At 60.5% G+C, this 25575-nt stretch carries 22 protein-coding genes and 1 pseudogene; 6 read left to right on the forward strand and 17 right to left on the reverse strand.

Annotated elements, in window-relative coordinates; translation table 11 throughout:
• Positions 1-41: 41 nt before the first annotated feature.
• The 7 genes from ACR0C9_RS04770 to ACR0C9_RS04800 all read right to left on the reverse strand — a co-directional run bounded on the left by ACR0C9_RS04770 (position 42) and on the right by ACR0C9_RS04800 (position 6974).
• Complete coding sequence (locus ACR0C9_RS04770) at positions 42-1262, reverse strand: MFS transporter (protein WP_170451252.1); 1221 nt, start codon at positions 1260-1262, stop codon at positions 42-44.
• A gap of 83 nt (positions 1263-1345) precedes the next feature.
• Positions 1346-1939 carry a YceI family protein gene (locus tag ACR0C9_RS04775; protein ID WP_170621683.1) on the reverse strand — a complete coding sequence of 198 codons (594 nt, stop codon included), beginning with the start codon at positions 1937-1939 and terminating at the stop codon, positions 1346-1348.
• Complete coding sequence (locus ACR0C9_RS04780; RefSeq protein ID WP_480780499.1) at positions 1936-3150, reverse strand: MFS transporter; 1215 nt, start codon at positions 3148-3150, stop codon at positions 1936-1938. The genes ACR0C9_RS04775 and ACR0C9_RS04780 overlap by 4 nt, the downstream gene beginning before the upstream one ends.
• 62 nt (positions 3151-3212) lie before the next feature.
• Positions 3213-3833, reverse strand: coding sequence for an ImuA family protein (locus tag ACR0C9_RS04785; RefSeq protein WP_480780500.1), 621 nt, complete (start codon positions 3831-3833; stop codon positions 3213-3215).
• Positions 3834-3879: 46 nt separating this feature from the next.
• Positions 3880-4461 carry a TIGR02281 family clan AA aspartic protease gene (locus ACR0C9_RS04790; RefSeq protein ID WP_170451244.1) on the reverse strand — a complete coding sequence of 194 codons (582 nt, stop codon included), beginning with the start codon at positions 4459-4461 and terminating at the stop codon, positions 3880-3882.
• Between the two features lie 42 nt (positions 4462-4503).
• On the reverse strand, positions 4504-5124 hold the full coding sequence (locus tag ACR0C9_RS04795; protein ID WP_170451242.1) for a MarC family protein: 621 nt from the start codon (positions 5122-5124) through the stop codon (positions 4504-4506).
• On the reverse strand, positions 5121-6974 hold the full coding sequence (locus tag ACR0C9_RS04800; protein WP_170451240.1) for an ABC-F family ATP-binding cassette domain-containing protein: 1854 nt from the start codon (positions 6972-6974) through the stop codon (positions 5121-5123). Before ACR0C9_RS04800 ends, ACR0C9_RS04795 begins: the two co-directional genes overlap by 4 nt.
• Positions 6975-7075: 101 nt before the next feature.
• On the opposite strand from ACR0C9_RS04800, the gene ACR0C9_RS04805 reads away from it, so the two are divergent.
• Positions 7076-8278 carry a multidrug effflux MFS transporter gene (locus tag ACR0C9_RS04805; protein ID WP_170621687.1) on the forward strand — a complete coding sequence of 401 codons (1203 nt, stop codon included), beginning with the start codon at positions 7076-7078 and terminating at the stop codon, positions 8276-8278.
• Positions 8279-8381: 103 nt separating this feature from the next.
• Positions 8382-8804, forward strand: a complete 423-nt coding sequence (ndk, locus tag ACR0C9_RS04810) for a nucleoside-diphosphate kinase (protein ID WP_480780501.1) — start codon at positions 8382-8384, stop codon at positions 8802-8804.
• A 55-nt stretch (positions 8805-8859) separates the two neighbouring features.
• Here the strand turns inward: ndk and ACR0C9_RS04815 are convergent, their stop codons facing one another.
• The gene (locus tag ACR0C9_RS04815; protein ID WP_170451236.1) at positions 8860-9207 is read right to left on the reverse strand and encodes a TfoX/Sxy family protein; all 348 of its coding nucleotides are present in this window, start codon (positions 9205-9207) and stop codon (positions 8860-8862) included.
• Between the two features lie 302 nt (positions 9208-9509).
• Between ACR0C9_RS04815 and ACR0C9_RS04820 the strand changes: the two genes are divergently transcribed.
• From ACR0C9_RS04820 to ACR0C9_RS04830, 3 genes are read left to right on the forward strand one after another with little or no spacing between them, the layout of a single operon-like run.
• Positions 9510-11030: a CHAD domain-containing protein gene (locus ACR0C9_RS04820; RefSeq protein ID WP_170451234.1), complete on the forward strand. Its 1521-nt coding sequence runs from the start codon at positions 9510-9512 to the stop codon at positions 11028-11030.
• A gap of 3 nt (positions 11031-11033) precedes the next feature.
• Positions 11034-11789, forward strand: a complete 756-nt coding sequence (locus ACR0C9_RS04825; RefSeq protein WP_480780502.1) for a ParA family protein — start codon at positions 11034-11036, stop codon at positions 11787-11789.
• A complete protein-coding gene (locus ACR0C9_RS04830; RefSeq protein ID WP_480780503.1) occupies positions 11786-12253 on the forward strand; it encodes a CYTH domain-containing protein in 468 nt (155 codons plus the stop codon). The genes ACR0C9_RS04825 and ACR0C9_RS04830 overlap by 4 nt, the downstream gene beginning before the upstream one ends.
• On the opposite strand, the gene ACR0C9_RS04835 is transcribed toward ACR0C9_RS04830, so the two are convergent.
• The 5 genes from ACR0C9_RS04835 to ACR0C9_RS04855 form a co-directional block, all read right to left on the reverse strand.
• A complete protein-coding gene (locus ACR0C9_RS04835) occupies positions 12250-13620 on the reverse strand; it encodes a sensor histidine kinase (RefSeq protein ID WP_170630180.1) in 1371 nt (456 codons plus the stop codon). The genes ACR0C9_RS04830 and ACR0C9_RS04835 overlap by 4 nt on opposite strands.
• Positions 13613-14293, reverse strand: a complete 681-nt coding sequence (locus tag ACR0C9_RS04840; RefSeq protein WP_170451226.1) for a response regulator transcription factor — start codon at positions 14291-14293, stop codon at positions 13613-13615. The genes ACR0C9_RS04835 and ACR0C9_RS04840 overlap by 8 nt, the downstream gene beginning before the upstream one ends.
• A gap of 195 nt (positions 14294-14488) precedes the next feature.
• Positions 14489-15925, reverse strand: a complete 1437-nt coding sequence (locus tag ACR0C9_RS04845) for a Do family serine endopeptidase (RefSeq protein ID WP_480780504.1) — start codon at positions 15923-15925, stop codon at positions 14489-14491.
• Positions 15926-16663: 738 nt separating this feature from the next.
• The gene (locus ACR0C9_RS04850; RefSeq protein ID WP_480780505.1) at positions 16664-17266 is read right to left on the reverse strand and encodes a nucleotidyltransferase family protein; all 603 of its coding nucleotides are present in this window, start codon (positions 17264-17266) and stop codon (positions 16664-16666) included.
• Positions 17267-17297: 31 nt separating this feature from the next.
• Positions 17298-19715: a GcvT family protein gene (locus ACR0C9_RS04855; RefSeq protein WP_480780506.1), complete on the reverse strand. Its 2418-nt coding sequence runs from the start codon at positions 19713-19715 to the stop codon at positions 17298-17300.
• Between the two features lie 198 nt (positions 19716-19913).
• Between ACR0C9_RS04855 and ACR0C9_RS04860 the strand changes: the two are divergent.
• Positions 19914-21481 (forward strand): annotated as a pseudogene (locus tag ACR0C9_RS04860) (ABC transporter substrate-binding protein).
• Positions 21482-21536: 55 nt separating this feature from the next.
• On the opposite strand, the gene ACR0C9_RS04865 reads toward ACR0C9_RS04860, so the two are convergent.
• From ACR0C9_RS04865 to ACR0C9_RS04880, 4 genes are all read right to left on the reverse strand, one after another.
• Positions 21537-22844 carry an HlyC/CorC family transporter gene (locus tag ACR0C9_RS04865; RefSeq protein ID WP_170451217.1) on the reverse strand — a complete coding sequence of 436 codons (1308 nt, stop codon included), beginning with the start codon at positions 22842-22844 and terminating at the stop codon, positions 21537-21539.
• Positions 22845-22907: 63 nt separating this feature from the next.
• Positions 22908-23861: a site-specific tyrosine recombinase XerD gene (locus tag ACR0C9_RS04870; RefSeq protein WP_170451215.1), complete on the reverse strand. Its 954-nt coding sequence runs from the start codon at positions 23859-23861 to the stop codon at positions 22908-22910.
• Positions 23862-23866: 5 nt separating this feature from the next.
• Complete coding sequence (locus tag ACR0C9_RS04875; protein WP_170451213.1) at positions 23867-25384, reverse strand: hypothetical protein; 1518 nt, start codon at positions 25382-25384, stop codon at positions 23867-23869.
• Positions 25374-25523, reverse strand: a complete 150-nt coding sequence (locus ACR0C9_RS04880; protein WP_170451211.1) for a hypothetical protein — start codon at positions 25521-25523, stop codon at positions 25374-25376. The genes ACR0C9_RS04875 and ACR0C9_RS04880 overlap by 11 nt, the downstream gene beginning before the upstream one ends.
• Between the last annotated feature and the right edge of the window lie 52 nt (positions 25524-25575).

A 25575-nucleotide genomic window follows, 5' to 3' on the forward strand; every position in this document is an offset into this window, starting at 1 on the left:
CACCGTTGGGGGCAGATGCGATCAATGCTGGTCCTGCTTCTTTATCCTTCCCGGGACCGTTTCAGCAATCGGCCAATGGTGAAGGAGGTGCGCGGTGCATAGACGTAATTTGTTCGCTCTTCGGGCGTGGGGCGCGACCGCATTCGGGCCAGGCCAAATCCGATCAGGAAGATGTGACCCAGCGCGACAAAGGCAAACAGCGCCCCGGGACCGAATTGCTGGATCAGCGTTGATGAGATGTAGGGCGATGCAATGGCCCCCAGCGCATACCAGAACATCAGCGCCGCCGACAGCTCGACCCGCTGTTCGGTTGTGGCAAAGTCGTTTGCGTGGGCGGATGAAACCGAAAAGATCGGGAAGGTGGTAAAGCCGAAGAAACCAGCCGCCAGCATGACACCCACAGTTCCGGTGCCGCTGGCCGCCATGGTGACCCCGCAGCTTAGGACCGCGACGGCGGACAGCCAGATCAGAACCCAGCGCCGGTCATATTTATCCGCAAGCCAGCCCATCGGATATTGCGCCAATGCCCCGCCCAACACGAATGAGGCCAGGAAGAACGCGATCTGGTCCACGCCCAGTCCGACCTCCTGCCCATAGACAGGACCAACCATTCGAAACGATGCGGAACTCAGCGCGGCAACGATCACGCCCGCAACGGCAAGGGGCGAGCTGCGCCAGGCCAGTTTTGGCCGCAACCGAGGCGCATCAGGTGTCTGAGGTTGACTGGCCCGCGTCAGTGTCAGCGGCAACAACGCGGCGCAGCACAGAATGGCCAGCAGGTTATACGACACGTAAGAGGCAGGTGGCAGAACCGCGATGATCAACTGCGCGGTCAGCGAGGCACCCATGTCGACAATGCGGTACGTGCCCATCGCGCGCCCACGCGTTTCATTGTTGACTTTTGCGTTCAGCCAGGCCTCGATCACTGTATAGCACCCGGCGACACAGGTGCCCGATGCGATCCGCAGCGCGGCCCAGATATAGGGGTTTTCGGTCAGTGTGTGCCCGATCAGCCCCATCGCACCCAAGGCGGTGCAGACCGCGAAGGCGCGGGAATGGCCCACAGTCCCCATCAAACGCGGGGCCCACCAGCAGCCGACAAAGAACCCGATGAAATGTGCCGATCCCAGCAGACCGATCTGCTCGGTCGTGAACTCAAGCGTGATGCCCGAGATGGCGTCCAATGGCCCGACGCCGCCTGTCGACAGTTGCAACAGAATGACGGAAAGAAACAGGGCGGCGAAGGAAATGATCGTGCGCATAATGGGGTTACACTGACGCTCTGACAGGCAGATGCGCGCGCCTATTCGACGCGAGGGGGTCGTTTTTTGACCTTTGGCCGATTTCAGGCGCGTGAGATTTCGGCGTGGATGTCCAGCCCGACGTTTTCTGCCACCAGATCGGGATAGCCCGAGGCGCCAAAATCATGCCGGTTCAGCGCACCCGTCAGGCCGATGGACAATTGGTCCAGATCGTCCGGGGCTGTTCCGGGGCGACGATAAAGGCTCGCATCCAGGGTCACCGGACGGGTGACGCCCCGCACCGTCAGATCGCCGGTAATCCGCGCCCCGTCCGAGATGCGGCCCGACGGGCCAAGCTGAACGTCGGTCGAGACAAAGCGAATGGTCGGATGGCTTTTTGCGTTCAGCACGGTCTGCCCCAGCATCGGCATCCGGGCAAACGGCAGCCGTGTGCGCGCCTTGCTAACATCCAGCACCACGTCGACCCGGCTGTTCTGCAATCGGCGCGTATCGATCTGAACATTCGCCGACCGGATCGGCATCGACCCGGTCTGGGAAACGCCCGACAGATCGAAACTGAAACCGACGCGGGTGTCCCGAGCCGACAGAACATAGGGTTGCAAAGCGGCTTGCGCCGTCCGGGTCAGGGGCAGGGCAGCCAACCCGGCAAGGACACAGCGGCGGGTCAGGGTGGTCATGCCATGACCCCCTCTCGTCTGGGGCGGGAACGTTTGAGCAGCATCAGCACGATGGCGATGTTCAGCCCGTTCCACAGAATGCCGTTCACGAAGGCCAGTTGATAGTTTCCGGTCACGTCGTAAATCCATCCCGACATCCAGCCGCCAAGGGCCATGCCCAGAATGGTCATCATCATGACAAAGCCGACACGCGCCCCGGCCTCTTGCGGGGGCATGTATTCACGCACGACCAGCGCGTAGCTGGGAACGATGCCGCCCTGTGCCAGACCGAACAGCATGCTGATGACATAAAGCGAGACCATCCCGTCATAAGGCAGGAACAGAAACAGCGCGATACATTGCAGGACCGAGCCGATCAGCAGGGTCATGACGCCACCCAACCGGTCCGCCAGCAAGCCCGAGATAATCCGGCTGACAACGCCACCCAGCAGCATCAGCGACAACATCTCGGCCCCCACGGCGGGCCCGTATCCAAGTCCGACGCAATACGAGACGATATGGACCTGCGGCATGGACATGGCCACACAACAGCCGATACCGGCAAGGCCCAGAATATACTGCAGCGCGCGGGGTGAGACGCCAACGCTGCGGGCGTTGATCTGCGCGGTCGCGGCGGCTGTGCTGTGCGCCTCGACCGGGACTTGGCGGCGCAGCAGCAGCGACAGGGGAATGGCGACCAGCAGGGTCAGGGCGGCTAGGGTCAGGTAGACCTGTTGCCAGCCATCGCGGGCCAGAATGTCGGACAGCAGCGTGGGCCAGATCGCGCCGGACAGATAGTTGCCGCTGGCCACCAGCGCCACGGCAATTCCGCGCCGCTTCATGAACCAATGCGAAATATCGGCGATCAGGGGGCCAAACCCAATCGATGTGCCCAGACCCAGCAGCAGATGCGCAGCCGACAGCAGCAGGATATTCGGGGCCCAAGTCGCCAGCAGATAGCTGACCGCACTCAGCATTGCGGCCCCGATCAGCGCTATGGTCACGCCCAGCCGGTCAACCATCTGCCCCAGCCACATATTTCCCAGGGCAAAGCCAATCATGGACAGAACATAAGGCAACGAGGCTTCGGCCCGCCCTGCGCCGAATTCGGCCTCGATTGCGGGCATCACCACGATCACCGCCCACATGCCCACATTCGCCACCGTTGCGATGGCGAGGGTGATCAGAAGGCGCAGCCACGAGTAGCGGCTATCGTGGATCGGGTGAGTCATGCGGTGACGCTAGGGTGCAGTCCGGGGTTTGACCAGTCACATCTTGCGTGATCGATGCGGTCTCAGGTCAGAACATCCTCGGTTTCGACCCGTTTCAGGTGCAAACCGGCGCGGGCGGCGGTCATGGTGGCCTGCCATGTGACCGGCGGCAGCGCGCGGGCGCGGCGGCGGGTCAGGGTCCAGCGGCGGGCCTCTCCCTTATGATTGGCGGCCATGTGCCAGCGCGTCTCGACCCCTTGCGCGCCACCATCGCCGGGGGTCAGCAGCAGGCCCAGCGGCGCGCGCGCCATCGCGCCGCCCTGTTCGGCAGCCAGATGCATCCGCCGGATCGGGGTCAGCCCCGGCGCGCCGGGCAGGTCGCCGACGATCAGCGGAATGGCCCCGCTGCGCAGCGCTTCTTCCAGACACCACAGCAGATCCTCGGAGCGGGTGGGGTGGACAAAGATGAACCGGGCGGGATCGGCAAAGGGCATCATCCCGTCGGGGTGTAGCTGTCCGGGCTCCCACGCGGGGGAAATCCACAAGACCGGCCCCTGCATCTGACCGGCCAGCCACATGGCAAAACTGCGCCGGGCCGGACCGCAGACTTCGTGCACGCGGCCCAGTTGCAGGGCGATTTCCTCATGAAGTTTGACCCCCGGCGCGGCGCGCGCGGATTTTTGACCAAGAAGCTGAGCAGACATGATATGTTCGTATCATGTTCTTATTTTGTTCTCAAGTGGGGTGCGTTTAGCGCGACAGGATCAGGCGACCATCGGTGAACTGGATGTTCGAAAACCGATGCAGGTAATCCATGCCCAGCAGCGACTGATGCAGTTCACCTTCATTGATCCAGGCCGAGACATTGCGGTCCGTGATCGGCCCCAGTTCCAGGCTATCCAGCCGCACGGGCGCGGTCCGGACCTCGCCGTTCGCGGTAATCGCGCGCCCGAAATAGTTCAGCTGATCCGGGTCAATGCCCACACGTTCCGCATCCTGCGCGCTGAGGACGATCTGGCTGGCCCCGGTATCCACAAGGAAGACAATAGGCTCGCCGTTCACCGTGACCGGCAGGTAATAATGCCCGTCCTGCGCGCGCGGAACCTCGATGGTGTCGCCGGTGACGGCCATTTGCGGAGCAGGGCCGACCGAGGACCGGATATCCTCCCACAAGCCAATGACCGCGATGACGCCCACAAAGATGAACACCCAGGCCATCACCTGTTGCAGGGTCTTGTTCAGGGATTGGCGGTTCTGGGCGACAAACCACAGCAATATGGCCGCGGCCAACACGACCAGATACACCAAACGCCCGATATCGTCGCCATTCATGCTGCTGCCCTTATCCTTGGTTCTGACCCTCTATATGGGGATTTAGGACGCAAAACCAAAGGCCTTGAGGCCATCCAGAATGAACTGCACCGACAGGGCGGCCAGCAGCATACCCAACAACCGGGTCAACACGTTCAGACCGGTTTTGCCCAGAATGCGGGCGATCAGACCGCCCGACAAGAAGAACAACAGAACCACCGCCATGACGGCCAGCATTACGGCCACTGCCGCAGCAATTCCCTGAATGCCCGGATGCTGCCCGGACAGCAGAATAATGGTCGCAATCGATCCCGGCCCGGCGACCAGAGGGATGGCGAGCGGAAAGACGGACGGATCGTTGTGTTCCTCTTCCTCGGCCCGATCCTCGCGCCGTTTGGTGCGGCGTTCGAACAGCATGTCCAGCGCGGTCAGGAACAGCAGTGCGCCGCCGGCGACCTTGAACGCCTCCATCGAAATGCCAACGAAACCCAGTACGGCCTCACCAAAGGCGGCAAAGGCAATCAGGATGCCCGAAGCCACAACGCAGGTGCGATAGGCCGTTCGCCGCCGGGTGCGCGCGTCCATATCCTGCGTCATCGCGACAAAGATGGGCGCGGTGCCAAACGGGTCGATCACCACGAACAAGGTGGTGAAGGCGGTGATGAAGAAGGCGGCGTCAGTCATGCGGCGCTCTCGGCCTGTTCCAGTTTTTCAGCCGCAGCAACCCAAAGCGCCTCGGCCTTTTGCATGGCTTCGGTGACTTCGGCGAATTTACGGTTCCAGGTTTCCAGATCGTTGATCTTGTCATCCTCGTACAAGGCCGGGTCCGCCAGCTTGGCCGACAGCTTGTCATGCATGTCCGTCAGTTTCTCGATCCGGTCCTCGCATTTGCGCAGATCGGCGCGCAGGGCCAGCATCGCCTCACGCGAGGGGCGCTTGGGCTTGGCGGTTTGCGGCTTCGCCTTCACGGGTTTGTCGCGGGCCAGCAGCAAGGAACGATAGGCCTCCAGATCGCCATCGAACGGCTTGACCGTCCCGTCCGAGACCAGCCATAGCCGGTCCGCCACCAGCGATAGCAGGTGCATGTCATGGCTGACCAGCACAACCGCGCCGGAATAGGCGGTCAGCGCCTCGACCAGCGCCTCGCGGCTTTCGATGTCCAGATGGTTGGTCGGCTCGTCCAGGATCAGCATATGCGGCGCGTCGATGGTGGCCAGCAGCAGCGACAGCCGCGCCTTTTGACCGCCCGACAGACGCCCCACCTTGGTCTCAGCCTGATCCGCGTTCAGGCCGAACCCGGCCAGACGCGAGCGCCACTTGCCCGGCGCCTCATCCGGGCGCAGGCGGCGCAAGTGGTCCAGCGGCGTCTCGTCCACATAGAGCTCATCCACCTGATGCTGCGCGAAATAGCCGATGCGCAGCTTGTTGGAGCGGCTCATCTTGCCCACCATCAGGGGCAGGCGGTCGGACAGCAGCTTGGACAGGGTCGATTTACCCTGACCGTTCTTGCCCAGCAGCGCGATGCGGTCGTCCTGATCGATGCGCAGGTTCAGACGGCGCAGCACTTCGGTCTCGCCATAGCCCGTGACGCCGCCTTCGAGATTGATGATGGGTGGCGACAGTTCCTCGGGTTCCGGGAAAGAGAACGCGCGCAACGCGGCCTCTTGCGGGGTTGAGACCAGTTGGATGCGTTCGATCATCTTCAGGCGCGATTGGGCCTGCACGGCTTTGGACGCCTTGGCGCGAAACCGGTCCACGAAACTTTGCAGATGCGCGATGCGGGCCTTGGCCTTGGCGTTTTCCGATTCCGCCTGCGCCAGACGTTCCGCCCGGCGTTCGGCGAATTTGTCATAAGGCACGGCGTAATAGGTGAGCTTGCGGTCTTCCAGATGCAGGATCGAGCCAACGGCCCGGTTCAACAGCCCGCGGTCGTGGCTGATGATGATGACAGTATGCGGATACTTCGCCAGATAGCTCTCCAGCCACAACGCGCCTTCAAGGTCGAGATAGTTGGTCGGTTCGTCCAAAAGCAGCAGGTCGGGCTGCGAGAACAGCACCGCTGCCAGAGCGACGCGCATTCGCCAGCCGCCCGAGAAATCGGAACAGGGTTTCAGCTGGTCGTCGTCATCGAACCCCAGACCCTTGAGGATCGAGGCCGCGCGCGCCTCGGCCGACCACGCATCAATATCGGCCAAACGGGTCTGGATCTCCGCGATCCGTGCGGGGTCGGTGGCGCTGTCGGCCTCGGCCATCAGCGCGCTACGTTCGGTATCGGCTGCCAGAACCGTGTTGATCAGCGACACATCGGACGAGGGCACCTCTTGCGCCACCCCACCAATCCGCGCCCGTTTCGGGACCGAGATATTGCCGGACTCCAGCGCCAGTTCCCCCCGGATCAGTCGAAACAGGGTGGTCTTGCCGGTGCCATTGCGGCCCACAAGCCCGACTTTGTGCCCGTCGGGAATGGTTGCACTGGCCCCGTCGAACAGGGGGCGGCCTTCAACGGCATAGGTGATGTCTTCGATCCGTAGCATGAGGCCGCTCTTAGCAGAGCCGTGATGCCGCCGCCAGCGGCTTGGCATGTTCAACCGCCGGGCAATGTGTTAGCGCGTTCTGCAAGCACCGGAGACACCTTATGCGCGCGGCCCAATCGCACCCGACACTGATCACGCTGGTTCTGCTGACCGCGCTGTCGGTGCTGTCGCTGAATATGTTCCTGCCGTCACTGGCCCATATTGGTGAGGATTTGCAGGCTGACTATGGATTGGTCAATCTGGCGGTCGCGGGCTATCTGGCTCTGTCCGCTGTTCTGCAACTGATCATGGGGCCCTTGTCCGACCGGTTCGGGCGGCGGCCCGTTCTGCTGCTCAGCATGGTGATTTTTGTTGCGGCATCTGTCGGTTGCGCCTTGGCCGAGTCGATCTGGGTCTTTCTTGGCTTTCGCATGTTGCAGGGCGCAATCATCGCGGGGCAGGTGCTGTCGCGCGCTGCTGTGCGCGATATGTACGAGCCCAACGAAGCCGCCAGCAAACTGGGTTACATCTCGATGGCGATGGCCCTTGCGCCAATGCTGGGCCCGATGCTGGGCGGCGTGCTTGAAATGCTGTTCGGCTGGCGCGCGGGTTTTGTCCTTTATGCCATGTTGGGCGTGGCCATGTTGGTGCTGGTCTGGGCCGATATGGGCGAGACCAACACAAACGCCAACGCAACTTTCGCCGCGCAGATGCGGCTTTATCCGCAGCTGTTCGGCTCTCGCCGGTTCTGGGGCTATTCGTTCTGCGCGGCATTTTCGATCGGGGGCTTTTATGCCTTCATCACTGGCGCGCCTTTGGTCGCGGGCGCGTGGTTCGATCTCAACCCGGCTTTGTTAGGGGTAGGGATCGGGATTATCACGCTGGGGTTCATGGCTGGCAGCTTTCTGACCGGACGCCTCGCCGCCCACACAAAACTAAGCACGATGATCCTTGTTGGACGGGCAATCGCCTCGCTTGGTCCGCTGATCGGCTTGCTGACATTCCTTGGCGGGTTCGGCACGGTCTGGACGTTTTTTGGGTCCGCAGTCTTCGTGGGCTTTGGCAACGGTCTGACTGTCGCCAATGCAACGGCCGGGTTGATGTCGGTCAGGCCGCAGCTTGCGGGCAGCGCCGCCGGATTGTCCGGCGCGATCACCGTTCTGTTGGGCGCTATTCTCACCTCAGCCACCGGCGCACTGGTCAGTGCCCAGAACGCGCCCTTTGTCGTGTTGGGCATGATGTGCGCCAGCAGCTTTGCGGGGCTTTTGTCCATCCTCTATGTGCGTTGGATCGATCTGCACGACCCGCTTCCCGACACGATCTGAATGTCAGGCAATCATTGTCCTTTTCTTACGCCCGATACCATGCTACGCGGCGCGCGATGGATTTCGGCGCGAGTGTCGCGCCCTATGTTAAGGAGAGGCCGACATGGCACTGGAACGCACATTCTCGATCATCAAACCCGATGCAACCCGCCGCAACCTGACTGGCAAGATCAACGCCAAATTCGAAGACGCGGGCCTGCGCATCGTTGCGCAAAAGCGCATCCACATGACCAAGGAACAGGCTGGCAAGTTCTACGAAGTCCACGCCGAGCGTCCGTTCTATGACGAACTGTGCGAATTCATGTCGTCGGCTCCGGTCGTTGTTCAGGTTCTGGAAGGCGAAGGTGCCATTGCCAAGAACCGCGAAGTCATGGGCGCAACCAACCCCGTTGACGCGGCCGCCGGCACCATCCGCGCCGAGTTCGCTGAATCGGTCGGTGAAAACTCGGTCCACGGTTCGGACGCACCGGAAACCGCAGCAGTCGAGATTGCCTATTTCTTCTCGGGCATCGAACTGGTCGGCTAAGCTACGGCTTGTATCGGATTTTGAGGCCGCTCCGTTTTGGGGCGGTCTTTTTCGTTCAGACCTGTTTCAGATCCTTGGCGGCAACACGCACGCCAATCGCATCCAGATCCGAGATCATCTGGTTTTCCGGAGCGGCTTTGGTGCTGGCCTTGATGGCGTCAAACCGCTGACGCAGCTGCTTTTTCTCTTCACCCTTGCAGTCGTTCCAAGGGCGGCCCTGCAGGCCCATCACCAGCACATAATACCCGATGAAATGCGCTTTGGTTCCGGCCTGTAGCAGCCGGGAATACGCCTCATCCGGCCCCAACTCGCGCAGTTCCTGCGCTGAATGGATGCCCGCGCGGGCGCAGGCTTGCTCGAAGGCGGGACCCAGATTGCGGATGGATGAGACGGGATCAGACATGCCCTTGGTTTAACCAGCCGTTGCAGGGCTGTCACCCGCGCATTTCGTCGGGTCGCGCCCGGTTTTACTTGCAACGAATGCAGAGTCTTGCATTCATAACGTCATGCCATCGCAGAAAATTGGATGGTTAGAACCAAAGGCTTCGGCCAAACTGTGGAGAATAGCGAAAAACACCCCACATTGGCTTGAGGGAAAGCCCCTTGGATTGCTGAAAAAAGTTCGATTGTAGAAAGCATCGGCATTCAGAAGGTCACGGAGATTCTGGTCAATGACGACCTTGAAGCAGAACGAAAGAGCAGTTCATGAATTCTGAGTCCGAGGCGCTTTTCTTTGTTCTTGGCGCGTTTGATCAGGCTGCGTTTGCGTCGGCCCTGACTGATATGTCGGTGAGAGTCACCAGGTCGTACGCTGGTAAGCCGTTTATTCTGCTGGATTGCCATGATCAGTCGATCCGCGCCTCTGGTCGGATATTGTTGGAAACGGAAGGGGCGTTGCACCTGTTGCAGAAGGACGGTGCGCGCCGGATCCAAAAAGGCAAGGGCCGGGGCCGGTTTGTGCAGGATCTGCCAACAGGTCCTGTGCGTGAGGCTTTGAGCGGCTTTCCCAAACTACGCGCCTTGATGGAAATCGCCACGGGAGAAAGGCAGGAAAGCGACGTGGCCCTGCTGGACGATCTGCAAAAGACGCAAGTGCGCGGCAGTGTGGTGTCGTTGTCTACGGAACATGGTCGGGCGACAATCCTGCGCCTTCGGCGATTGCGTGGATACGACAAAGCCTTTGACAAAGCCTGCGCTGCGGTCCGTGCAATGGTTGGGGCAAGCCCGGACATTGAATCACTGGCGGATGCGGTATCGGCGACCGACGCGCGTTATCGTGCCAAGCCCGAGATCGCATTGGGGACCGACGAACCCTCGATTCAAGTCGCGGCTGATATTATCAAGACTTATCTAAAGGTTGCGCAGCAAAATGAAAGTGGCCTGATCGCGGATATTGATACCGAGTTTCTGCATGACTACCGCGTGTCGCTGCGTCGAATTCGCTCGGTCATCAGCCTGTTCAAAGGGGTGTTTTCTGAGGCGCAGACCGCCGAATTCAAAAAGACCTTCTCGGAGCTGATGGCGCCGACAGGGCGGATGCGGGATCTGGACGTCTATCTTCTGGAAAAGGATATGTATTTCAACCTGGTGCCAAGCACGCTTCATGCTGGTCTGGACGCCATGTTTGCGCAATTCCAGAAGGAACGCGCCCAAGAACTGTCGCGCATCACGCGCCGATTGCGCAGCAAGACTTACCAAAGCCAGATGTCTGACCTCAGGGCGCTGTTTGACGGGACGGATAACGTAAAACCGGGACCGAATGCGCAGCGCGGGGCGTATGATTATGCCTGCGCGCTGATCTGGAAACGCTATCGCAAGGTCTGCAAGATCGCGCGCAGCATCACGCCCGAAACTCCGGATGAATCAGTGCATGGCCTTCGGATCGACTGCAAGAAACTCCGATACCTGATGGAGTTCTTTGCGCCCCTGTTCGACGCAAAGGATTTCAAATCGATCCTCAAGCCCCTGAAAAAGCTTCAGGATAACCTTGGACTGTTCAACGATTTCTCGGTCCAGCAAGAGGCTCTGCTGGCTTTTACGTCTCAGCAATCAAACGCCCAAGGCCGTGTGGATGCTCAGGTCGGTTTGGCTGTTGGCGGGCTGATCGCCGTACTGGATCAACGTCAGCGGGCCGAGCGTGACCGGGTGATCGCCAATTTCCAGCAATTCGATGCCCCCGAAACACGCCATCTGTTCCGCAGCCTGTTTCACCAGCCCAAGGAGTGAGGAATGAAGATCATTGCCTGTTACAGCAACAAAGGCGGTGTCGGGAAAACCGCAACCTCGGTCAATCTGGCCCATGCCTATGCCGCGGCGGGTAAGCTGGTTCTGTTGTGCGATCTTGATCCACAAGGGGCCTCGGGGTTTTATTTTCGGGTCAAGCCTTCGAAAAAACTAACGGATGCGCGGTTTTTTGAAGATGTGAAGCGCTTTACCAACGCCATCCGGGCCAGCGATTTCGAAGGGTTGGACATTCTGCCTGCAAATCTGACCTTCCGCGATTTTGACGTGTTTCTGTCTCGGATGCGGAACAAGCGCTCGCGTCTGAAAAAGGCTCTGATGGCAGCGGGCAGTGACTATGACGTCATCATCCTCGATTGCCCGCCGAATTTTTCGACCCTGTCCGAAAATATCTTCAAGGCCGCTGATGAGATTGTCGTGCCGGTCATCCCAACCACCCTGTCGGAGCGGACCTTCGATCAGTTGGTGGGGTTCTTTGACGAACACAAACTGCCGAAGAAAAAGCTGAAGGCATTCTTTTCGATGGTCCAGCAACGCAAAACCCTGCATCAGCAGACGATGGAGACGATGCGCAACGCATATCGGAAGCGGTTCATGCAAAGTTGCATTCCTTTTGCCTCGGATATCGAGAAGATGGGCCAATATCGCGCGCCGGTGGTCACCTACGCCCCGCGCGGCGTGGCGGGGGCGGCCTACACGGCGCTGTATGAGGAATTGGAAAACGGGGTGGTTTCGACCAAATGAGCAAGGAAATCGAGCGTAAGTTTCTGGTCAACAGTCTGCCGGACCTGAGCGGCGCGCAGAAAGCGGTTGTCCGGCAGGGTTATCTGACGGCCCCTGACGATTCGACCGAGCTGCGGTTGCGGCAGAAGAATGACCGGTATATCCTGACCCTCAAAGGCGGCGGAGGGCTGGTTCGGGTAGAGCGTGAGGCCGAAATCTCGGCCGATCAATTCGAAACCTTCTGGCCGGAGACCGAAGGGCGGCGGGTTGAAAAAGAACGGTTCACCGGCGCTTTGCCGGATGGGCGGGTATTCGAACTGGATATTTTTCAGGGCAATTTGGCGCCGCTGCAACTGGTCGAGGTTGAGTTCTCGTCAGAAGACGAGGCGCACAGTTTTGCGCCGCCCGCTTGGTTCGGCGCGGATGTGACCGAGGATAAGCGCTACAAAAACAAGAACATGGCCATCGACGGCGCGCCTGACTAAACCCGGCGCGCCAGATTTAGGGTGGTTTCCAGGCCGGGTTCGCAATTCCGTGCCGCGAACCGCCCGCCATGCATGTGTGAGATCGCCGCGACCAGCGCCAACCCCAACCCCGCATTGCGTTCCGTGCGGGCGGGGTCAAGCGTCACGAAGGGCAGTTGCAGGCGGTGCAGGTCCTCTGGCGGGACGCCCGGTCCCTGATCACGCACACTCAGGTGGGCCGTGTCACCATCCTCACCGATCGAGATTGTGATGGCGGTGTTTTCGGGCGCATAGCGCATAGCGTTTTCCAGCAGGTTCGACAGCGCCTGAGACAGAAGGGGCCGGTGGCCCTGTATCGGGGCGGCCTGTCCCTGAACCTCTAGCCGGATGTTCTGATCAGCGGCGACAGGTTCGTAGAGTTCAACAACGTCGCGGGCGAGTTGCTGCAAATCCACCTGTTCGAACTGTTCACGGCCCAGCCCGGCCTCGGCGCGTGAGATTTCCGTTAACTGCCCCAAAACCCGCAAAACGTGGTCGATTTCACCGGTGGCGCGGGCAATATCAACCTCACGATCCAAGTCGCTTTTGTCGGGATCTGAAAGCGCCTCGACCCGTTGTTTCAGGCGCGACAGGGGCGAGCGCAGGTCATGGGCTATCGAGTTGGACGTGGTGCGCAGGTTGCTGATCAGTTCTTCGATCCGATCCAGCATGTTGTTCAGTGTTCCGGCCACCTGATCGAACTCATCGCCAGTGCCGCGCAACGGCATCCTGCGGGACAGATCGCCCGAGACGATGTTCTCGGCAGTGCTGGCGATGTCGGACAGGCGGGAAAAAACCAGCCGGGTGAACAACCAGCCGGTCAGCACGCTGAGTGCCAATGCGATGCCAAGGGCCAGCGCCACGGATCGCAACAGAACCCGGTCGAATTGTTGCCGCGCGACGGCGTCGCGGCCGACGATAAGGCGCTCCCTGCCGGGCAGGCGGATCGACGCGGCCGAGACGGGGACGAGTTGATCGTCATCGGCGCGGCGCAGTTCCAGTTCAACCCAACCACTGCCTGCCGTGATATGTTCGGGCCATTGCTTGAGGTTCCCGACCAGCTTGTTGCCGAACCGATCCGTCAGAAGATACAGCGCATCCCGTTCCGAGGCGCTGGGAAGGCGCCTTTCGATGGCTGTGATCAGCCCGATCAGGCCCCGGCGTTCATATTCGTCGGCCAGCCCTGTGAGTTCTGCTGACACGACCGAGCGGGTTTCGGATTCAATACTGCGATTGGCCGTAACATAGACCAACGCCAGCACCGTCGCCGTCAAAAGCGTGCTGAGTACCATGCTGGCCAGAACCAGCCGTGTGCGTGAATTGTTCAGGGAAAGCCGCAGGTTATCCATCAGACATCATGTAACCCGCACCCCGGACCGTTTCAATCAGTGGCGCGTCGCCGCCTTCGTCCAACTGGCGGCGGAGTTTTGAGATATGGACGTCCACGACATTGGTGTTCGGGTCGAAGTGATAATCCCAAACGCCTTCCAGCAGCATGGTGCGCGATACGACGCGATTTTTGCGGCGCAGGAAGAATTCGAGGATCTGGAACTCACGCGGGGTCAGCGTGATCTCATGCCCGTCGCGCGTGACCTTGCGGGTCAGCAGATCCATCTCAAGATCCTTGCAGGTCAGGGTCGGCGTTTCCTCGGATTCCTGCGGGCGACGCAAAAGCGCCTCGATCCTTGCGTGCAGTTCCTGAAAGGAAAACGGCTTGACCAGATAATCATCCGCGCCCGAGCGCAGACCTTTCACGCGCTCATCCACCGCGCTCATGGCGGTCAGCATCAGAACGGGGGTTTTCAACCCTGCAGCGCGCATGGATTTGATCAGGGACAACCCGTCCAAGCCAGGCAGCATCCGATCCAGAACAATGGCGTCAAAGCCGCCATCGGTGGCATGATACAGCCCCTCGCGGCCATCGGCGGCAACCTCGACCACATAGCCTTCCTCGCTGAAACCTTTGGCGATGAAGTCCCGTGTGTCTTCGTCATCTTCGACGATCAGCAGGCGTCGGCTCATGATCGGGGTTCCTTTCTATCGGGATTTAAACACAATTTTCAGATAAAGCACATGGTTTGAGAATGGTTCGTATCTGAGGGATCGAGCCGGGTGCGGCCTCGCGCACCCGGCAAGCCCGGCGGATTGCGGACAAATCAATTCCGCCAGGAAGCGCACGTCATATATCCCCATCATGTGACGCGCGCGGGTCTTCGGTCAGGCGATTTCAACCGCGACAAAGATCTGGTTGCCGCTGCGATTGATCAGCACCAGCGCCGGGTCGGTCTTTTCGCTGTCCAGCGCAGCTTTCAGTGCGTCCGGCGTCAGCGTGTCCTGGCCACCCAGTTTGACGATGATATCACCGCGCTGCAGACCGGCCTTGGCGGCAGGGCTGTCAGGTTTCAGGTCGGTCACAACCACGCCGTCAACGCCTTCGGCCACACCCATCTCGGCGCGGGCGGCCTCGGTCAGCGGCGCAACTGTGACGCCCAGTTGGGTACCAGTGGCCTCCGCATCAACGGGGCCGTCCACTTGGGCCTGGGCCGACTGGTGCTGGCCAATCGTCAATTGCAGGTCCTGTTGGGTGCCGTCGCGCAGCACGGTCAGGGTGCTTTCGGTGCCAACTCTGGTGGTGCCAACCAGAAGGGGCAGGTCGCTGCTGTTATCCACGGTCTCGTCATTGAAACTCAGGATCACGTCGCCCTGTTGCAGAACACCGTCCGCCGGGCTACCGGCCACGACGTCCGAAACCAAAGCACCGGTCGAGCTGTCGATACCAAGCGCCGCTGCCAGTTCCGGACTGACATTCTGGATCGACACGCCCAGCCAACCACGGCTGACCTGACCGTCATCGCGCAGATCGGCTGCGATATGTTCCACGATGTTCGATGTCACCGCAAAGCCAAGGCCGACCGAGCCGCCGCTGGGCGAATAGATGGCCGAGTTTACACCGACCACTTCGCCTTCCATGTTGAACAGCGGACCGCCCGAGTTGCCTTTGTTGATGGCCGCATCGGTCTGAATGAACTCGGCATAAGGCCCTTGCGAGATGTTGCGGCCCTTGGCCGAGACGATCCCGGTGGTAACGGTTGAGCTCAGGCCGAACGGGTTGCCGATGGCCACCACGTCCTCGCCCACGCGGATCACGTCGCTGTCGCCCATTTCGACCGCTTGCAGGGTTTCGCCTGCGTCGATTTTCAGAACGGCGATATCGGTCAGCGGGTCGGTGCCGATTACTTCGGCGTCAAACGTGCGGTCATCGTTCAGGCGCACGGTGACTGATGAGGCGTTGTCGACCACGTGGTGGTTGGTCACGATAAACCCGGCCTCATCCAGAACAAACCCCGATCCCAGACCCTGCGCCGGGCCGCGTTGTGGCATTTGGAAACCTTCGGGGCCACCGAAGCGTTTGAAGAACTCGCCAAAGGGATGGGTTTCGAAGTCAAACTCCTGACCTTGCGCCGGGCTTGTGGCGATGCCCTGCTCGGCGATGATGGTCACCACCGACGGGGATACGGTTTCGACCAGATCGGCCAGTGCCTCGTCCGCCATCGAGGGCAGGGCGGTTGTCGCCAGCAATGCAGCGCCCAGTGCGCTGACGCCGATCCAACTGGAATTTCGCGGCAAAAGAAGCGAGGATTTACGGATGCTCATTTGTGTCTCCTGTTCATATCGCGCGATTGCTGTCGCGCGTTGAACAGGCAGATAGAACGCCAGTCTTTGGCTTACGTGGCGAGAGGGTTAAGAAATCTTAATTTTGCCACAAACCGCCTGTTCGGTGTGCCGCGATGTGGGTCAGAGATTCGCGGGAACTGTTTGTGCGAATCGGAGGATTGTTGCCGAAACGTGTGTCAAACACTCAAAACTGTTGAATTTCGTTTCCCTCGTGGACAATCGGGTGGCCTGAAATATCAAAAAGAGAGTGATCTTCCTTTAGTTGTGGACCGGTTCCAAAAACTGTGAGCCGACCGGTTTAACAACACGAGATTGTTATCAGATAGCGCATTACGCATGTGCATAACGGCCTTATTTGTGAATTCCCTAAAATCTAAGCACACTTGGAAGTTGTGTAAGCGAAAGCAGAATGTTGCTTAAAAGCCATTCGTTTGCTGCTGAACTGGGCAGTTTTGTCCAATTTTACGTTGTTTCGACGGATCGGATCGGGGAATATGAACATGCCCAAGTGAGGGGGAGCCGAAGGCACTAGGGGGTGCCAACGGTGATCTCGGTCTTAAATAGCGCTAGCGGCATGTTAACGAGGGGGTCTTGTTTAGGTTTAGCGGCGGAAAACCCAGTCAGCCTGTTTGGCGAGATTGGTCGCGCTTTTGAGATCGAAGAAAAGTGGTAGTCCTGTTTGGGTACGCGGCCCGGTCGTCATCGACCGGGCCGTGATCATTTTGGGGGCTGGTTTTGGTGCCATGCGGCCCAGTCCTCGGGCGTGTCCAGATCCAGCAATGCATGTGATCCCGGCAAGGCAACTGTGAAGACCCGGTCCTTGTTTGCGCGCACGACGGATTGCGCGCCTTCGTCTCCGGTCAATTGGGCCAGCGCGGCAAACAGGCTTTGGTCGAACACCACGGGGTGACCCGGCTTGCCGCTTTGTGTGGCACCGCGCCAGATCAGGAAGTCGGGGTTGTTGTTGTGTGCTGCCAGAACCTCCGCCAGATCGTTCGATGTCAGGTCGGGCAAATCGGCCAGCATCACCATGACGGCCGTTGCGTCCGGGTCTATGTGCGCCAAAGCACCGCGCAAGCTGGCATTCATTCCTTCCGCAGCGTCCGGAATCGGCACCCGACGAACATCAAAACCGTCCAGCGCCTGATACCGGGGATGAGGCCTTTGGGGCAGGGCGACCGTCACAGGTCCCACGGCCAGCGCAGTTTGTGCAGATCGCCTAAGCAGCGGAACACCGTCCACCTGTTGCAACAGCTTGTCCGCACCGCCCATCCGCGACGATTGCCCGGCGGCCAGCAGGATGATGGGAATCTTCGTCATTCCGCCAAGATGCCGTCCGGGCGACGCCGAGTCATCCCCTCATCCGGGCACCACCCGCATCGAACAGAGGGGTCGAGATCACGCGGGCCTTGCGCATCTGGCCCAGGATTTCGATTTCGACCACCAGCCCGTCGCTTACACGTTCTGTTGGGAGAAAGCCCATGGCGACGGACTTCTGCGCATAATGCGAAAACCCACCCGAGGTGCAGAAACCGACGACGGACCCGTCCAGCCAGATCGGCTCGTAAGCATTTACATCGGCGTCTTCGGCGTCGACCTCAAAAGCGACCAGTTTACGGGCGGTGCCATTGGCACGTTCCGCCTCGGCAGCGGCGCGGCCGATGAAGTCCGCGTTCTTGGAAAATGAGATAAAGCGGTCCAGCCCCGTTTCGGCGGCGGTGTAATCGGGCGAGAACTCTCGCATCCATGAGCCAAAGAACTTGTCCAGCCGCAGGGACATCATGGCACGCATACCAAAAGGGGTTATTCCGTGCGGCTGCCCGGCCTGCCACAAGGTCCACCACAGCTGCCTTTGGGCCATCGGATCACAGTAGATCTCATACCCCAGATCGCCGGTATAACTGACCCGCTGGACGATGCAGTCGGTCATGCCGATGGTCATCGGGCAAACGTCGAGGAACCTCAGGTTTGTCACATCCTGACGTGTGCAGGCCGCCAGAACTTCGGTGGCCTTGGGGCCAGCGATCTGGAAGCCGTTCAGACGGTCACTGATATTTTCAACCGCCACACCATCCCGAGCGTTCTGTTCGAACCAGCGCATGTGGAATGCCTGACTGCCGTAGGACGCGGTCAACCGGAACTCGGTCTCGCTCAGGCAGGAAACGGTGAAATCACCGATCAGCTTGCCCTTGAGCGACAGCATCGGCGTCAGAGACACGCGTCCCGGCTGTGGAATGCGTCCGGCCATGATCCGGTCCAGCCACGCGCGCGCATTGGGGCCGGTGACGCGGTATTTGCCGAAATTGTGGACCTCGTTGATGCCGACGCCGTCGCGCACCGCGCGCACCTCGCGACCCGTGGCGTCGAACGCGTCCGAGCGGCGAAAGGACGGCGTTTCGTAGCCCGGTTCATCCCCTTGGGCGAAGTAATTCGGCACCTCAAGCCCGTATTGCTGCCCCCACACCGCGCCCAGATCGCTGAAGATGTCATACATCGGGGTCGTGCGGTTGGGGCGGGCGGCGGGCAGTTCCTCGTTCGGGTAGGCGACGCTGAAGCGTTTTTGATAGTTCTCGATCACCTTCGGGCGGGTATAGCCGGGGTTGATCCAATCGCCGAACCGGGCCACATCCATGGCAAAGACGTCGCGTTCTGGCTCGCCCTCGATCATCCATTGCGCCAGCGTCAGACCAACGCCGCCGCCCTGAGAGAACCCGGCCATGACACCGCAGGCCGACCAGTAGTTGCGCATCCCCGGCACCGGCCCGACCAGAGGGTTCCCGTCCGGCGCAAAGGTGAACGGCCCGTGGATCACCGATTTCACACCGGCCTCGGCCAGAACCGGGAAGCGTTTATAGGCAAACTCGATACTGTCGGTGATTTTGTCATAGTCATCCGGCAGCAGCTCGTGCCCGAACTCCCATGGCGTTCCATCCACGGCCCACGGCTTGCAAGGCTGTTCGTAGAACCCGATGCACAGGCCACGCCCTTCCTGCCGCAGATAGCTTTCGCCGGCGGGGTCCATCACATGCGGATGCTCGCCGCCCGCGTCGATGATTGCCTCGATCTGAGGGATCGAGTCCGTCACCAGATACTGATGCTCCATCGGGTGCAGCGGGAAATAGACCCCGGCCATCGCGCCCACCTCGCGCGCCCAGAGGCCGCCTGCGTTGACCACATGCTCGGCATGGATTGTGCCCTTGTCGGTGACCACGTCCCATGTGCCGTCGGCGCGTTGGTTGGTTTCGCGCACCATGCAATGGGTCTCGATCGTGGCCCCGCCCATCCGCGCCGCTTTGGCATAGGCGTGTGTCGTGCCCGAGGGGTCCAGATGCCCGTCCAGCGGATCATAAAGCGCGCCGATGATGCCGTCGGTGTTGGTGATGGGGGCGATGTTTTTGACCTCGTCCGGGCCGACAATCTCGGTCTCAAGCCCCATGAAGCGATGCTTGGCCCGCTCGGCCAGCAGCATGTCAAAGCGGTCCTGATTGTCGGCCAGCGTGACGCCGCCCACATGGTGCAGCCCGCAGGACATGCCGGTGATCTCTTCCAGCTCTTTATACAGTCGGATCGTATAGCCTTGCAGCGCCGCCATGTTGGTGTCGCCGTTCAGCGTATGAAACCCGCCCGCCGCGTGCCAGGTCGAACCGCTGGTCAGTTCCGAGCGTTCCAGCAACATCACATCGGACCATCCAAGCTTGGTCAGGTGATACAGCACGGAACACCCGACAACGCCGCCGCCTATCACCGCCACACGGGTTTGAAGTTTCATGAACGCCTCCGATTTGCTTGGTTTCCACTGTGATCTGCGCGCGCGCAGATGCAACGCCAAATGCGACAAGAATTGTCGCTGGACGAAATCCTCAATTCCGGTCAAAGACAGACAAAAGCGGTCACAAGGCTGTTACAGAATCAAGCTAACTGCCGCGCCGACTGGATCCCTCCTGAAACACTCAACAAGGAAAATGAGATGAGCAAGTTTGACCTCAAACCGCTGTCGCTGAGCCGCCGTGAATTCATGGCAAAAGCAGGCGCATTGGGCCTGAGCGCCGCTGCGGCAAACCTGATCTGGGCCGAGGCCGGTCTGGCGGATACCCCCAAGAAGGGCGGCCACTTCGTGTTGGCCTGAAGGGCGGCGAAAGCACCAACACGCTGGACCCGGCGCTGTCGGCTTCGCATGTGACCGCCAAGGCGCTGCGGGCCTTTGGCAACATGTTGACCGTTGTCTCGGCTGATGGTGGGCTTGAGCCCAGCATCGCTGAAAGCTGGGAGGCGTCTGAAGACGCCAAAGACTGGACCTTCCGCATTCGCAAAGGGGTCGAGTTCCACAACGGCAAGACCCTGACACCCGAAGACGTGCAACTGACCCTTGCGCGTCATTCAAACGAAGAGTCGCAGTCCGGTGCGCTGGGGATCATGCGCGGGATCGAGGATATTCGCGTCGATGGCGACAATGTCGTGATCAGCTTGACCACCCCCAACGCGGACCTTCCTTACCTGATGTCCGACTACCACCTGATCATGCAGCCGGGCGGTGGCATGGACAACCCGGCCGAGGGGATCTCGACCGGTGCCTACAAGGTGGTCGCGGATGAGCCCGGTATTCGCTACGCGTTCGAGAAATTCGCGAACCATTGGGACGACAGTGTCGGCCATTTCGACAGCCACGAGATTCTGGTTCTGAACGACGACACCGCCCGCTCGGCCGCGTTGCAGGCCGGTCAGGTCCACGCGATCAACATCGTGCCGCCGCGCACCGCGAAACTGTTCGGTCGCGCGCCGGGTGTGACCATCAACGCAACCTCGGGCCGAGGGCATTACATCTTTGTCATGCATTGCGACACCGCGCCGTTCGACAACAAAGACCTGCGTCTGGCGCTGAAATACGCGATCAACCGCGAGGAGCTGGTCGACAAGGTGCTGCGTGGCTACGGCTCGGTTGGCAATGACATTCCGATCAACGAAGCCTATCCGCTGTTCGACGGCACGATGGAGCAACGCCAGTTCGATTTGGCCAAGGCTGCCGAGCATTACAAGGCGTCGGGCCATGATGGCTCTCCCATCGTACTGCATGTCTCGGACGGTGCCTTTGCCGGTGCGATCGATGCGGCGCAGCTGTTCCAGCTGTCGGCGCAAGAGGCCGGTATTCCGCTGGAAATCCAGCGTGAGCCTGCAGATGGTTACTGGTCGGAAGTGTGGAACAACAAGCCGTTCTGTGCCTCGTATTGGGGCGGGCGTCCTGTGCAGGATCAGATGTGGTCGGTTGGCTACCTGTCGACTGCCGACTGGAACGACACCCGTTTCAAGAACGAAGAATTCGACGCGCTGCTGCTGAAAGCCCGTGCCGAACTGGATGAGACCAAGCGCAAAGAAATCTACGGTCAGATGGCCCGGATCGTTTGGGAAGAAGGCGGTCTGATCAACCCGATGTTCAACCAGTTCATCGACGGCTATTCGGACAAGGTGACCGGCTGGGCCGCGCATGCCAATGGCGACCTGATGGACGGTTATGTCGCAAGCCGGACCTGGTTTGCATAACCCCTTAAACAGAACCGGCGCCCTGTGATCGGGCGCCGGTTTTTCTTTCGGCTGGTTACAGCGGGCGGATTTTCAGGCCCGTTACCCGGTTGCCCTCACGGGCCGTGACCTCGAACCGGAAGCCGTGGAACGAGAAGACCTGACCCACAACCGGGATCATCTGCGCCTCGTGAATGACAAGCCCGGCCAGTGTGTTGGCCTCTTCGTCCGGCAGGGACCAATCCAACGCGCGGTTCACGTCGCGGATCGTCATCGCCCCTTCGACCAGATACTGGCCATCATCGGTTCGGGTGACCGGAACCTCTTCTTCAAGGTCGAACTCATCGGCAATCTCGCCGACGATCTCTTCCAGAATATCCTCAAGCGTGATCAGACCACGCAGCGAGCCGTATTCGTCCACAACCAGCGCAAAATGGCTGTGCATGCGCAGGAACTCTCGCATCTGGTCGTCCAGAGTGGTCGTTTCCGGCACGAAATACGGGTCATTGGCGACCCTTGAGATGTCGAACGCTTTCAGACGGTCCGTGTCACCTTCGGCCCCGCCGACCTGCGCGTACATGGCGCGGAACAGGTCCTTGGCGTGGACCACCCCGACGATATTCTCGGGCTCATCCCGAAAGACGGGCAGGCGGGTATGGGGGCTTTCCAGACATTGCTTCAGGATCGCCTCGGGTGCTGCATCTGCATCGATCATCTCGATGTTCGAACGGTGGAGCATGATTTCTTCCACCACCCGGTCGCCCAGATCCAGCGCGCCCAGAATGCGGTCGCGGTCTTCCTTTTCGACGACACCTTCGGAGTGACCCAGTTGCAAAGCACCAGCGATTTCCTCGCGCACGGCAAGGATGTTGCTGTCGGGGTCGATCTGCACCCCGAACAGGCGCAGAACAGCCCGCACCAAAAGCCGAACCGCAGCCACGATGGGGGAAAACACCGTGACCACCACGCTGATGATCGGGGCAACGGCTGCGGCCGCTTTTTCCGAGTTTGTGATGGCGTAGGTTTTCGGCAAGACCTCAGCGAAGATCAGAACCAGCAGGGTCATGACCAGCGTCGCCAGCGCCACGCCGCTTTCCCCAAACAGGCGCGTGAACAGGGCCGTGGCCAGCGAAGCCGCCAGAATGTTCACAAGGTTGTTGCCCAGCAGGACCGATCCGATCAGACGCTCATTATCGTCGGTGATTTCCAGCGCCTTCTTGGCCCCGCGCGAGCCCTTGTCAGCCTGCGCGCGCAACTTACCGCGCGATGACGCTGTAAGTGCCGTTTCAGAGCCGGAGAAAAAGCCAGACAGGAAAAGCAAAAGCAGGATAGCGCCTGAGGTTAACCAGAATGCGCCGTCGATCAGAGAGGATGTGGGTTCCATCGGTCCTTGGTTGTTCGTGTTTCTGCATCCGTTATGGGGATGCTGCCCCTATGGATCAAGGGTTTAGCCCTTGTCGCCGGGGTCTTTCGCCAGCGGGTGATGCTCTAACACCAGTTCCGCAAGTCTTTCGTCCAGAACATGGGTGTAGATCTCGGTCGTGGCAACATCGGCATGGCCCAGCAGCGTCTGGATCGAGCGCAGATCGGCCCCGTTGGCCAGCAGATGGGTGGCAAAGGCGTGGCGCAGAGTGTGGGGCGTGACCTTTTCGGGCGATACACCGCCCTGAACCGCCAGTTCCTTGACCAGCAGGAAGAACCGGTGCCGCGTCAGATGGCCGGATTTACCACGTGACGGGAACAGGAACCTGGATCGCTGCCCGCCTTTTTCGACCGTCTTGTCTTCGGCTTCGTCCCGCATTCTCAGCCATTCCGAAAGCGCCTCGCGGGCCGGGGGCGACAACGGCACCATGCGTTCCTTGCCGCCTTTGCCCAGCACCAGCAACATGCGCGGATCACCCCGCGCCGATGACACAGGCAGCGAGACCAGCTCGGTCACGCGCATGCCGGTGGCATAGAGCAACTCCATCAAACAGGAATTGCGCACGCGGTCGGCTTCGGTGCGCCCGGTATTGCGGGCGGCTTCCAGCAGCCGGTCGACCTCGGGCACGTCCAGCGTTTTGGGCAGTTTCTTGGTTCGTCCGGGGCCTTTGATCTGAATGGCGGGATTGACCTCGCGCCAGCCTTCCTCGAATGCGAACCGATACAATTGCTTGATCGCCGAAAGCCGCCGCGCCCGAGTGGATTTCGACAACCCCTGTGCATCGCAATCGATGAGATACCCTTCAATCTGGTCGCGATCAGCCTGTTCGAAGGTGATGTTGCGATGTTCCAGCCACGACGCGAAATCCTTCAGGTCTCGCCCATAGGCCAGCAGAGTGTTGGTAGCGGCCCCCAACTCGGCCGCTTGCGCCTGCAAAAAGGTCGAGATCCACAATTCTTGCGAGGCTGGTCCACCCATGACCGTCACCCCTGCAGGATCAGATGGTTCAGCGCCGCGCGTCTGGCGGTGTCTTCCAGTCCCACGCGCCGAAAGGCCGCAATGGCCGCTGTCAGATCGACCAGATTGCCGCGTGCACCATGGGTGAACAGTTGCATGGCCTCCAGAATGGCCTCTCCCAACTGGCCCTGTTCCAGCAGGGCGTCGATATCCGATGGAACAGGCGCGGCCCATTCGAACCCCTGCGCCACCGCATCAGCCAGCGGCGAGGGCGATACGGCGCGACCGGGGTCCCCTTGCGCAAGGGCCACGAGGAACTGAGCCTCGGTTGATTTGTCCGGTGTTGTCAGCGCTGCCCGCTCGTATTGCTCGGACAACATCAGAATACGCCAGCGCAGGTTGTCCGTGGCCGGAACGGGCAGGGTCACGTCGGCCAGCCGGTCGGCGAACAGCTCGGCAAATGGCACCTCGAGCCCGACACTGCGCATCTGATCCCATGCGCGGGGCAGGGTCTTTCCGATCGCTTCGGCATTGCCGCTATCCAACGCGCTTTCGAACTGCTGGATGGCCGCGACCCGATCCCAAACCGCGCCGGATGCAGCTGGGTCCCGCTCGGTATAAAGCCCGAGCAACTGGTTGGGCGTCAGGGCCCCGATACGCGTCAGACGCTCGGCGGCCTCGATCTGGGCTTTCCACCCGGCCACATCGCGCAGGTCTGCATTGGCAAAGGCGCGGGGCAGCGGGGCAGATGGCAATCGTTCCCCGATCGCTTCGAACAGGCGGAAGCTGAGCGGCGTTGGGTCTTCGGGCTGCGGCAGATACGCTGCGTCTTCGTAAAGTTCGGGGCTCAGGAAACGGTCCAGCACGTCCAACTCATCCTGCGGCAGGATTTTCAGCGCATGCGCGGCCTCCAGCGTCAGCGCAGCCGAAGGCCAATCGCCCCGCCGGGCCTTGCAGAAAATCTGTGCCGCATAATCACGCGACAGATGAGGTTGCGCGATCAGGGCAGTACAACTGCGGTCTTCGTCCCCGGTCAGTAGAGTAGCATCGAACCAGCGTTGAAACCGAGCCTGCGAATCCGTGGGACCAGCCAGTTGCACCAGCGATTGCGCCGGATCAGCGGCCCCCAATTGCATCAGCCGATCAAGGCGCGCCAGTAGCAAAACCTCTTCGGCGCCGGAACCTGCGGGCGCGCGGGCTTCGGACAGCAGCAGGGTGAACAGCAACCGCTGCATGGCCGGGTTATGTTTGACTGGCACCCGCGCGATCAGTTCGGACAGACGTTCCGGGTCGCTGCCCTGCCATAGATCAACCGGCAAGCCGGTGACAGTGGATGACACCAGACCCAGCGGCTGCGACAGCGCCTCAAGCGGTGTGACCTCGACCTGAGGCTGCACCCCGTTCTGGGTGACAGGCGGCTCCAGCAGGACGGTTCCGGGCAGGTTTTCCGGCGGCTCGGTCAGCCATTCGATAGCCGACAGCGGCTCTTGCGCCTGCGCGGCCCCGGCCAGCAGCAATGCCACCGCAATGTGCTTAGTCGACATCCAGAGTGACCGGTTCACGGATTTCAGTTTGCGGGGCCGAGAAATCCGCCCCGAAATAGGGGCCGATATAGGCATAGGCCACCAGCCCGATGAAACTCAGGCAAATTAAGTAAATCAGGAACTTGATCAGACGACCCATGGCGCCACGCTGCCTCAATTTTTGATTTTGGCCAAGTTATAACTGGCATTTT

The sequence above is a fragment of the Ruegeria sp. C12 genome (assembly GCF_056537745.1).

What these genes read in the sequence shown, in the direction of transcription:
- ACR0C9_RS04800 (WP_170451240.1), bottom strand. Translation starts at nt 6,974, where the DNA reads ATGCTACGGATCGAAGACATCACCTATGCCGTTGAAGGCCGCCCCCTG.
- ACR0C9_RS04780 (WP_480780499.1), bottom strand. Translation starts at nt 3,150, where the DNA reads ATGACTCACCCGATCCACGATAGCCGCTACTCGTGGCTGCGCCTTCTG.
- ACR0C9_RS04855 (WP_480780506.1), bottom strand. Translation starts at nt 19,715, where the DNA reads ATGAAACTTCAAACCCGTGTGGCGGTGATAGGCGGCGGCGTTGTCGGG.
- ACR0C9_RS04835 (WP_170630180.1), bottom strand. Translation starts at nt 13,620, where the DNA reads ATGGATAACCTGCGGCTTTCCCTGAACAATTCACGCACACGGCTGGTT.
- ACR0C9_RS04790 (WP_170451244.1), bottom strand. Translation starts at nt 4,461, where the DNA reads ATGAATGGCGACGATATCGGGCGTTTGGTGTATCTGGTCGTGTTGGCC.
- ACR0C9_RS04865 (WP_170451217.1), bottom strand. Translation starts at nt 22,844, where the DNA reads ATGGAACCCACATCCTCTCTGATCGACGGCGCATTCTGGTTAACCTCA.
- ACR0C9_RS04775 (WP_170621683.1), bottom strand. Translation starts at nt 1,939, where the DNA reads ATGACCACCCTGACCCGCCGCTGTGTCCTTGCCGGGTTGGCTGCCCTG.
- ACR0C9_RS04805 (WP_170621687.1), top strand. Translation starts at nt 7,076, where the DNA reads ATGCGCGCGGCCCAATCGCACCCGACACTGATCACGCTGGTTCTGCTG.
- ACR0C9_RS04850 (WP_480780505.1), bottom strand. Translation starts at nt 17,266, where the DNA reads ATGACGAAGATTCCCATCATCCTGCTGGCCGCCGGGCAATCGTCGCGG.
- ACR0C9_RS04840 (WP_170451226.1), bottom strand. Translation starts at nt 14,293, where the DNA reads ATGAGCCGACGCCTGCTGATCGTCGAAGATGACGAAGACACACGGGAC.
- ACR0C9_RS04770 (WP_170451252.1), bottom strand. Translation starts at nt 1,262, where the DNA reads ATGCGCACGATCATTTCCTTCGCCGCCCTGTTTCTTTCCGTCATTCTG.
- ACR0C9_RS04785 (WP_480780500.1), bottom strand. Translation starts at nt 3,833, where the DNA reads ATGTCTGCTCAGCTTCTTGGTCAAAAATCCGCGCGCGCCGCGCCGGGG.
- ACR0C9_RS04880 (WP_170451211.1), bottom strand. Translation starts at nt 25,523, where the DNA reads ATGGGTCGTCTGATCAAGTTCCTGATTTACTTAATTTGCCTGAGTTTC.
- ACR0C9_RS04795 (WP_170451242.1), bottom strand. Translation starts at nt 5,124, where the DNA reads ATGACTGACGCCGCCTTCTTCATCACCGCCTTCACCACCTTGTTCGTG.
- ACR0C9_RS04875 (WP_170451213.1), bottom strand. Translation starts at nt 25,384, where the DNA reads ATGTCGACTAAGCACATTGCGGTGGCATTGCTGCTGGCCGGGGCCGCG.
- ndk (WP_480780501.1), top strand. Translation starts at nt 8,382, where the DNA reads ATGGCACTGGAACGCACATTCTCGATCATCAAACCCGATGCAACCCGC.
- ACR0C9_RS04870 (WP_170451215.1), bottom strand. Translation starts at nt 23,861, where the DNA reads ATGGGTGGACCAGCCTCGCAAGAATTGTGGATCTCGACCTTTTTGCAG.
- ACR0C9_RS04815 (WP_170451236.1), bottom strand. Translation starts at nt 9,207, where the DNA reads ATGTCTGATCCCGTCTCATCCATCCGCAATCTGGGTCCCGCCTTCGAG.
- ACR0C9_RS04845 (WP_480780504.1), bottom strand. Translation starts at nt 15,925, where the DNA reads ATGAGCATCCGTAAATCCTCGCTTCTTTTGCCGCGAAATTCCAGTTGG.
- ACR0C9_RS04825 (WP_480780502.1), top strand. Translation starts at nt 11,034, where the DNA reads ATGAAGATCATTGCCTGTTACAGCAACAAAGGCGGTGTCGGGAAAACC.
- ACR0C9_RS04820 (WP_170451234.1), top strand. Translation starts at nt 9,510, where the DNA reads ATGAATTCTGAGTCCGAGGCGCTTTTCTTTGTTCTTGGCGCGTTTGAT.
- ACR0C9_RS04830 (WP_480780503.1), top strand. Translation starts at nt 11,786, where the DNA reads ATGAGCAAGGAAATCGAGCGTAAGTTTCTGGTCAACAGTCTGCCGGAC.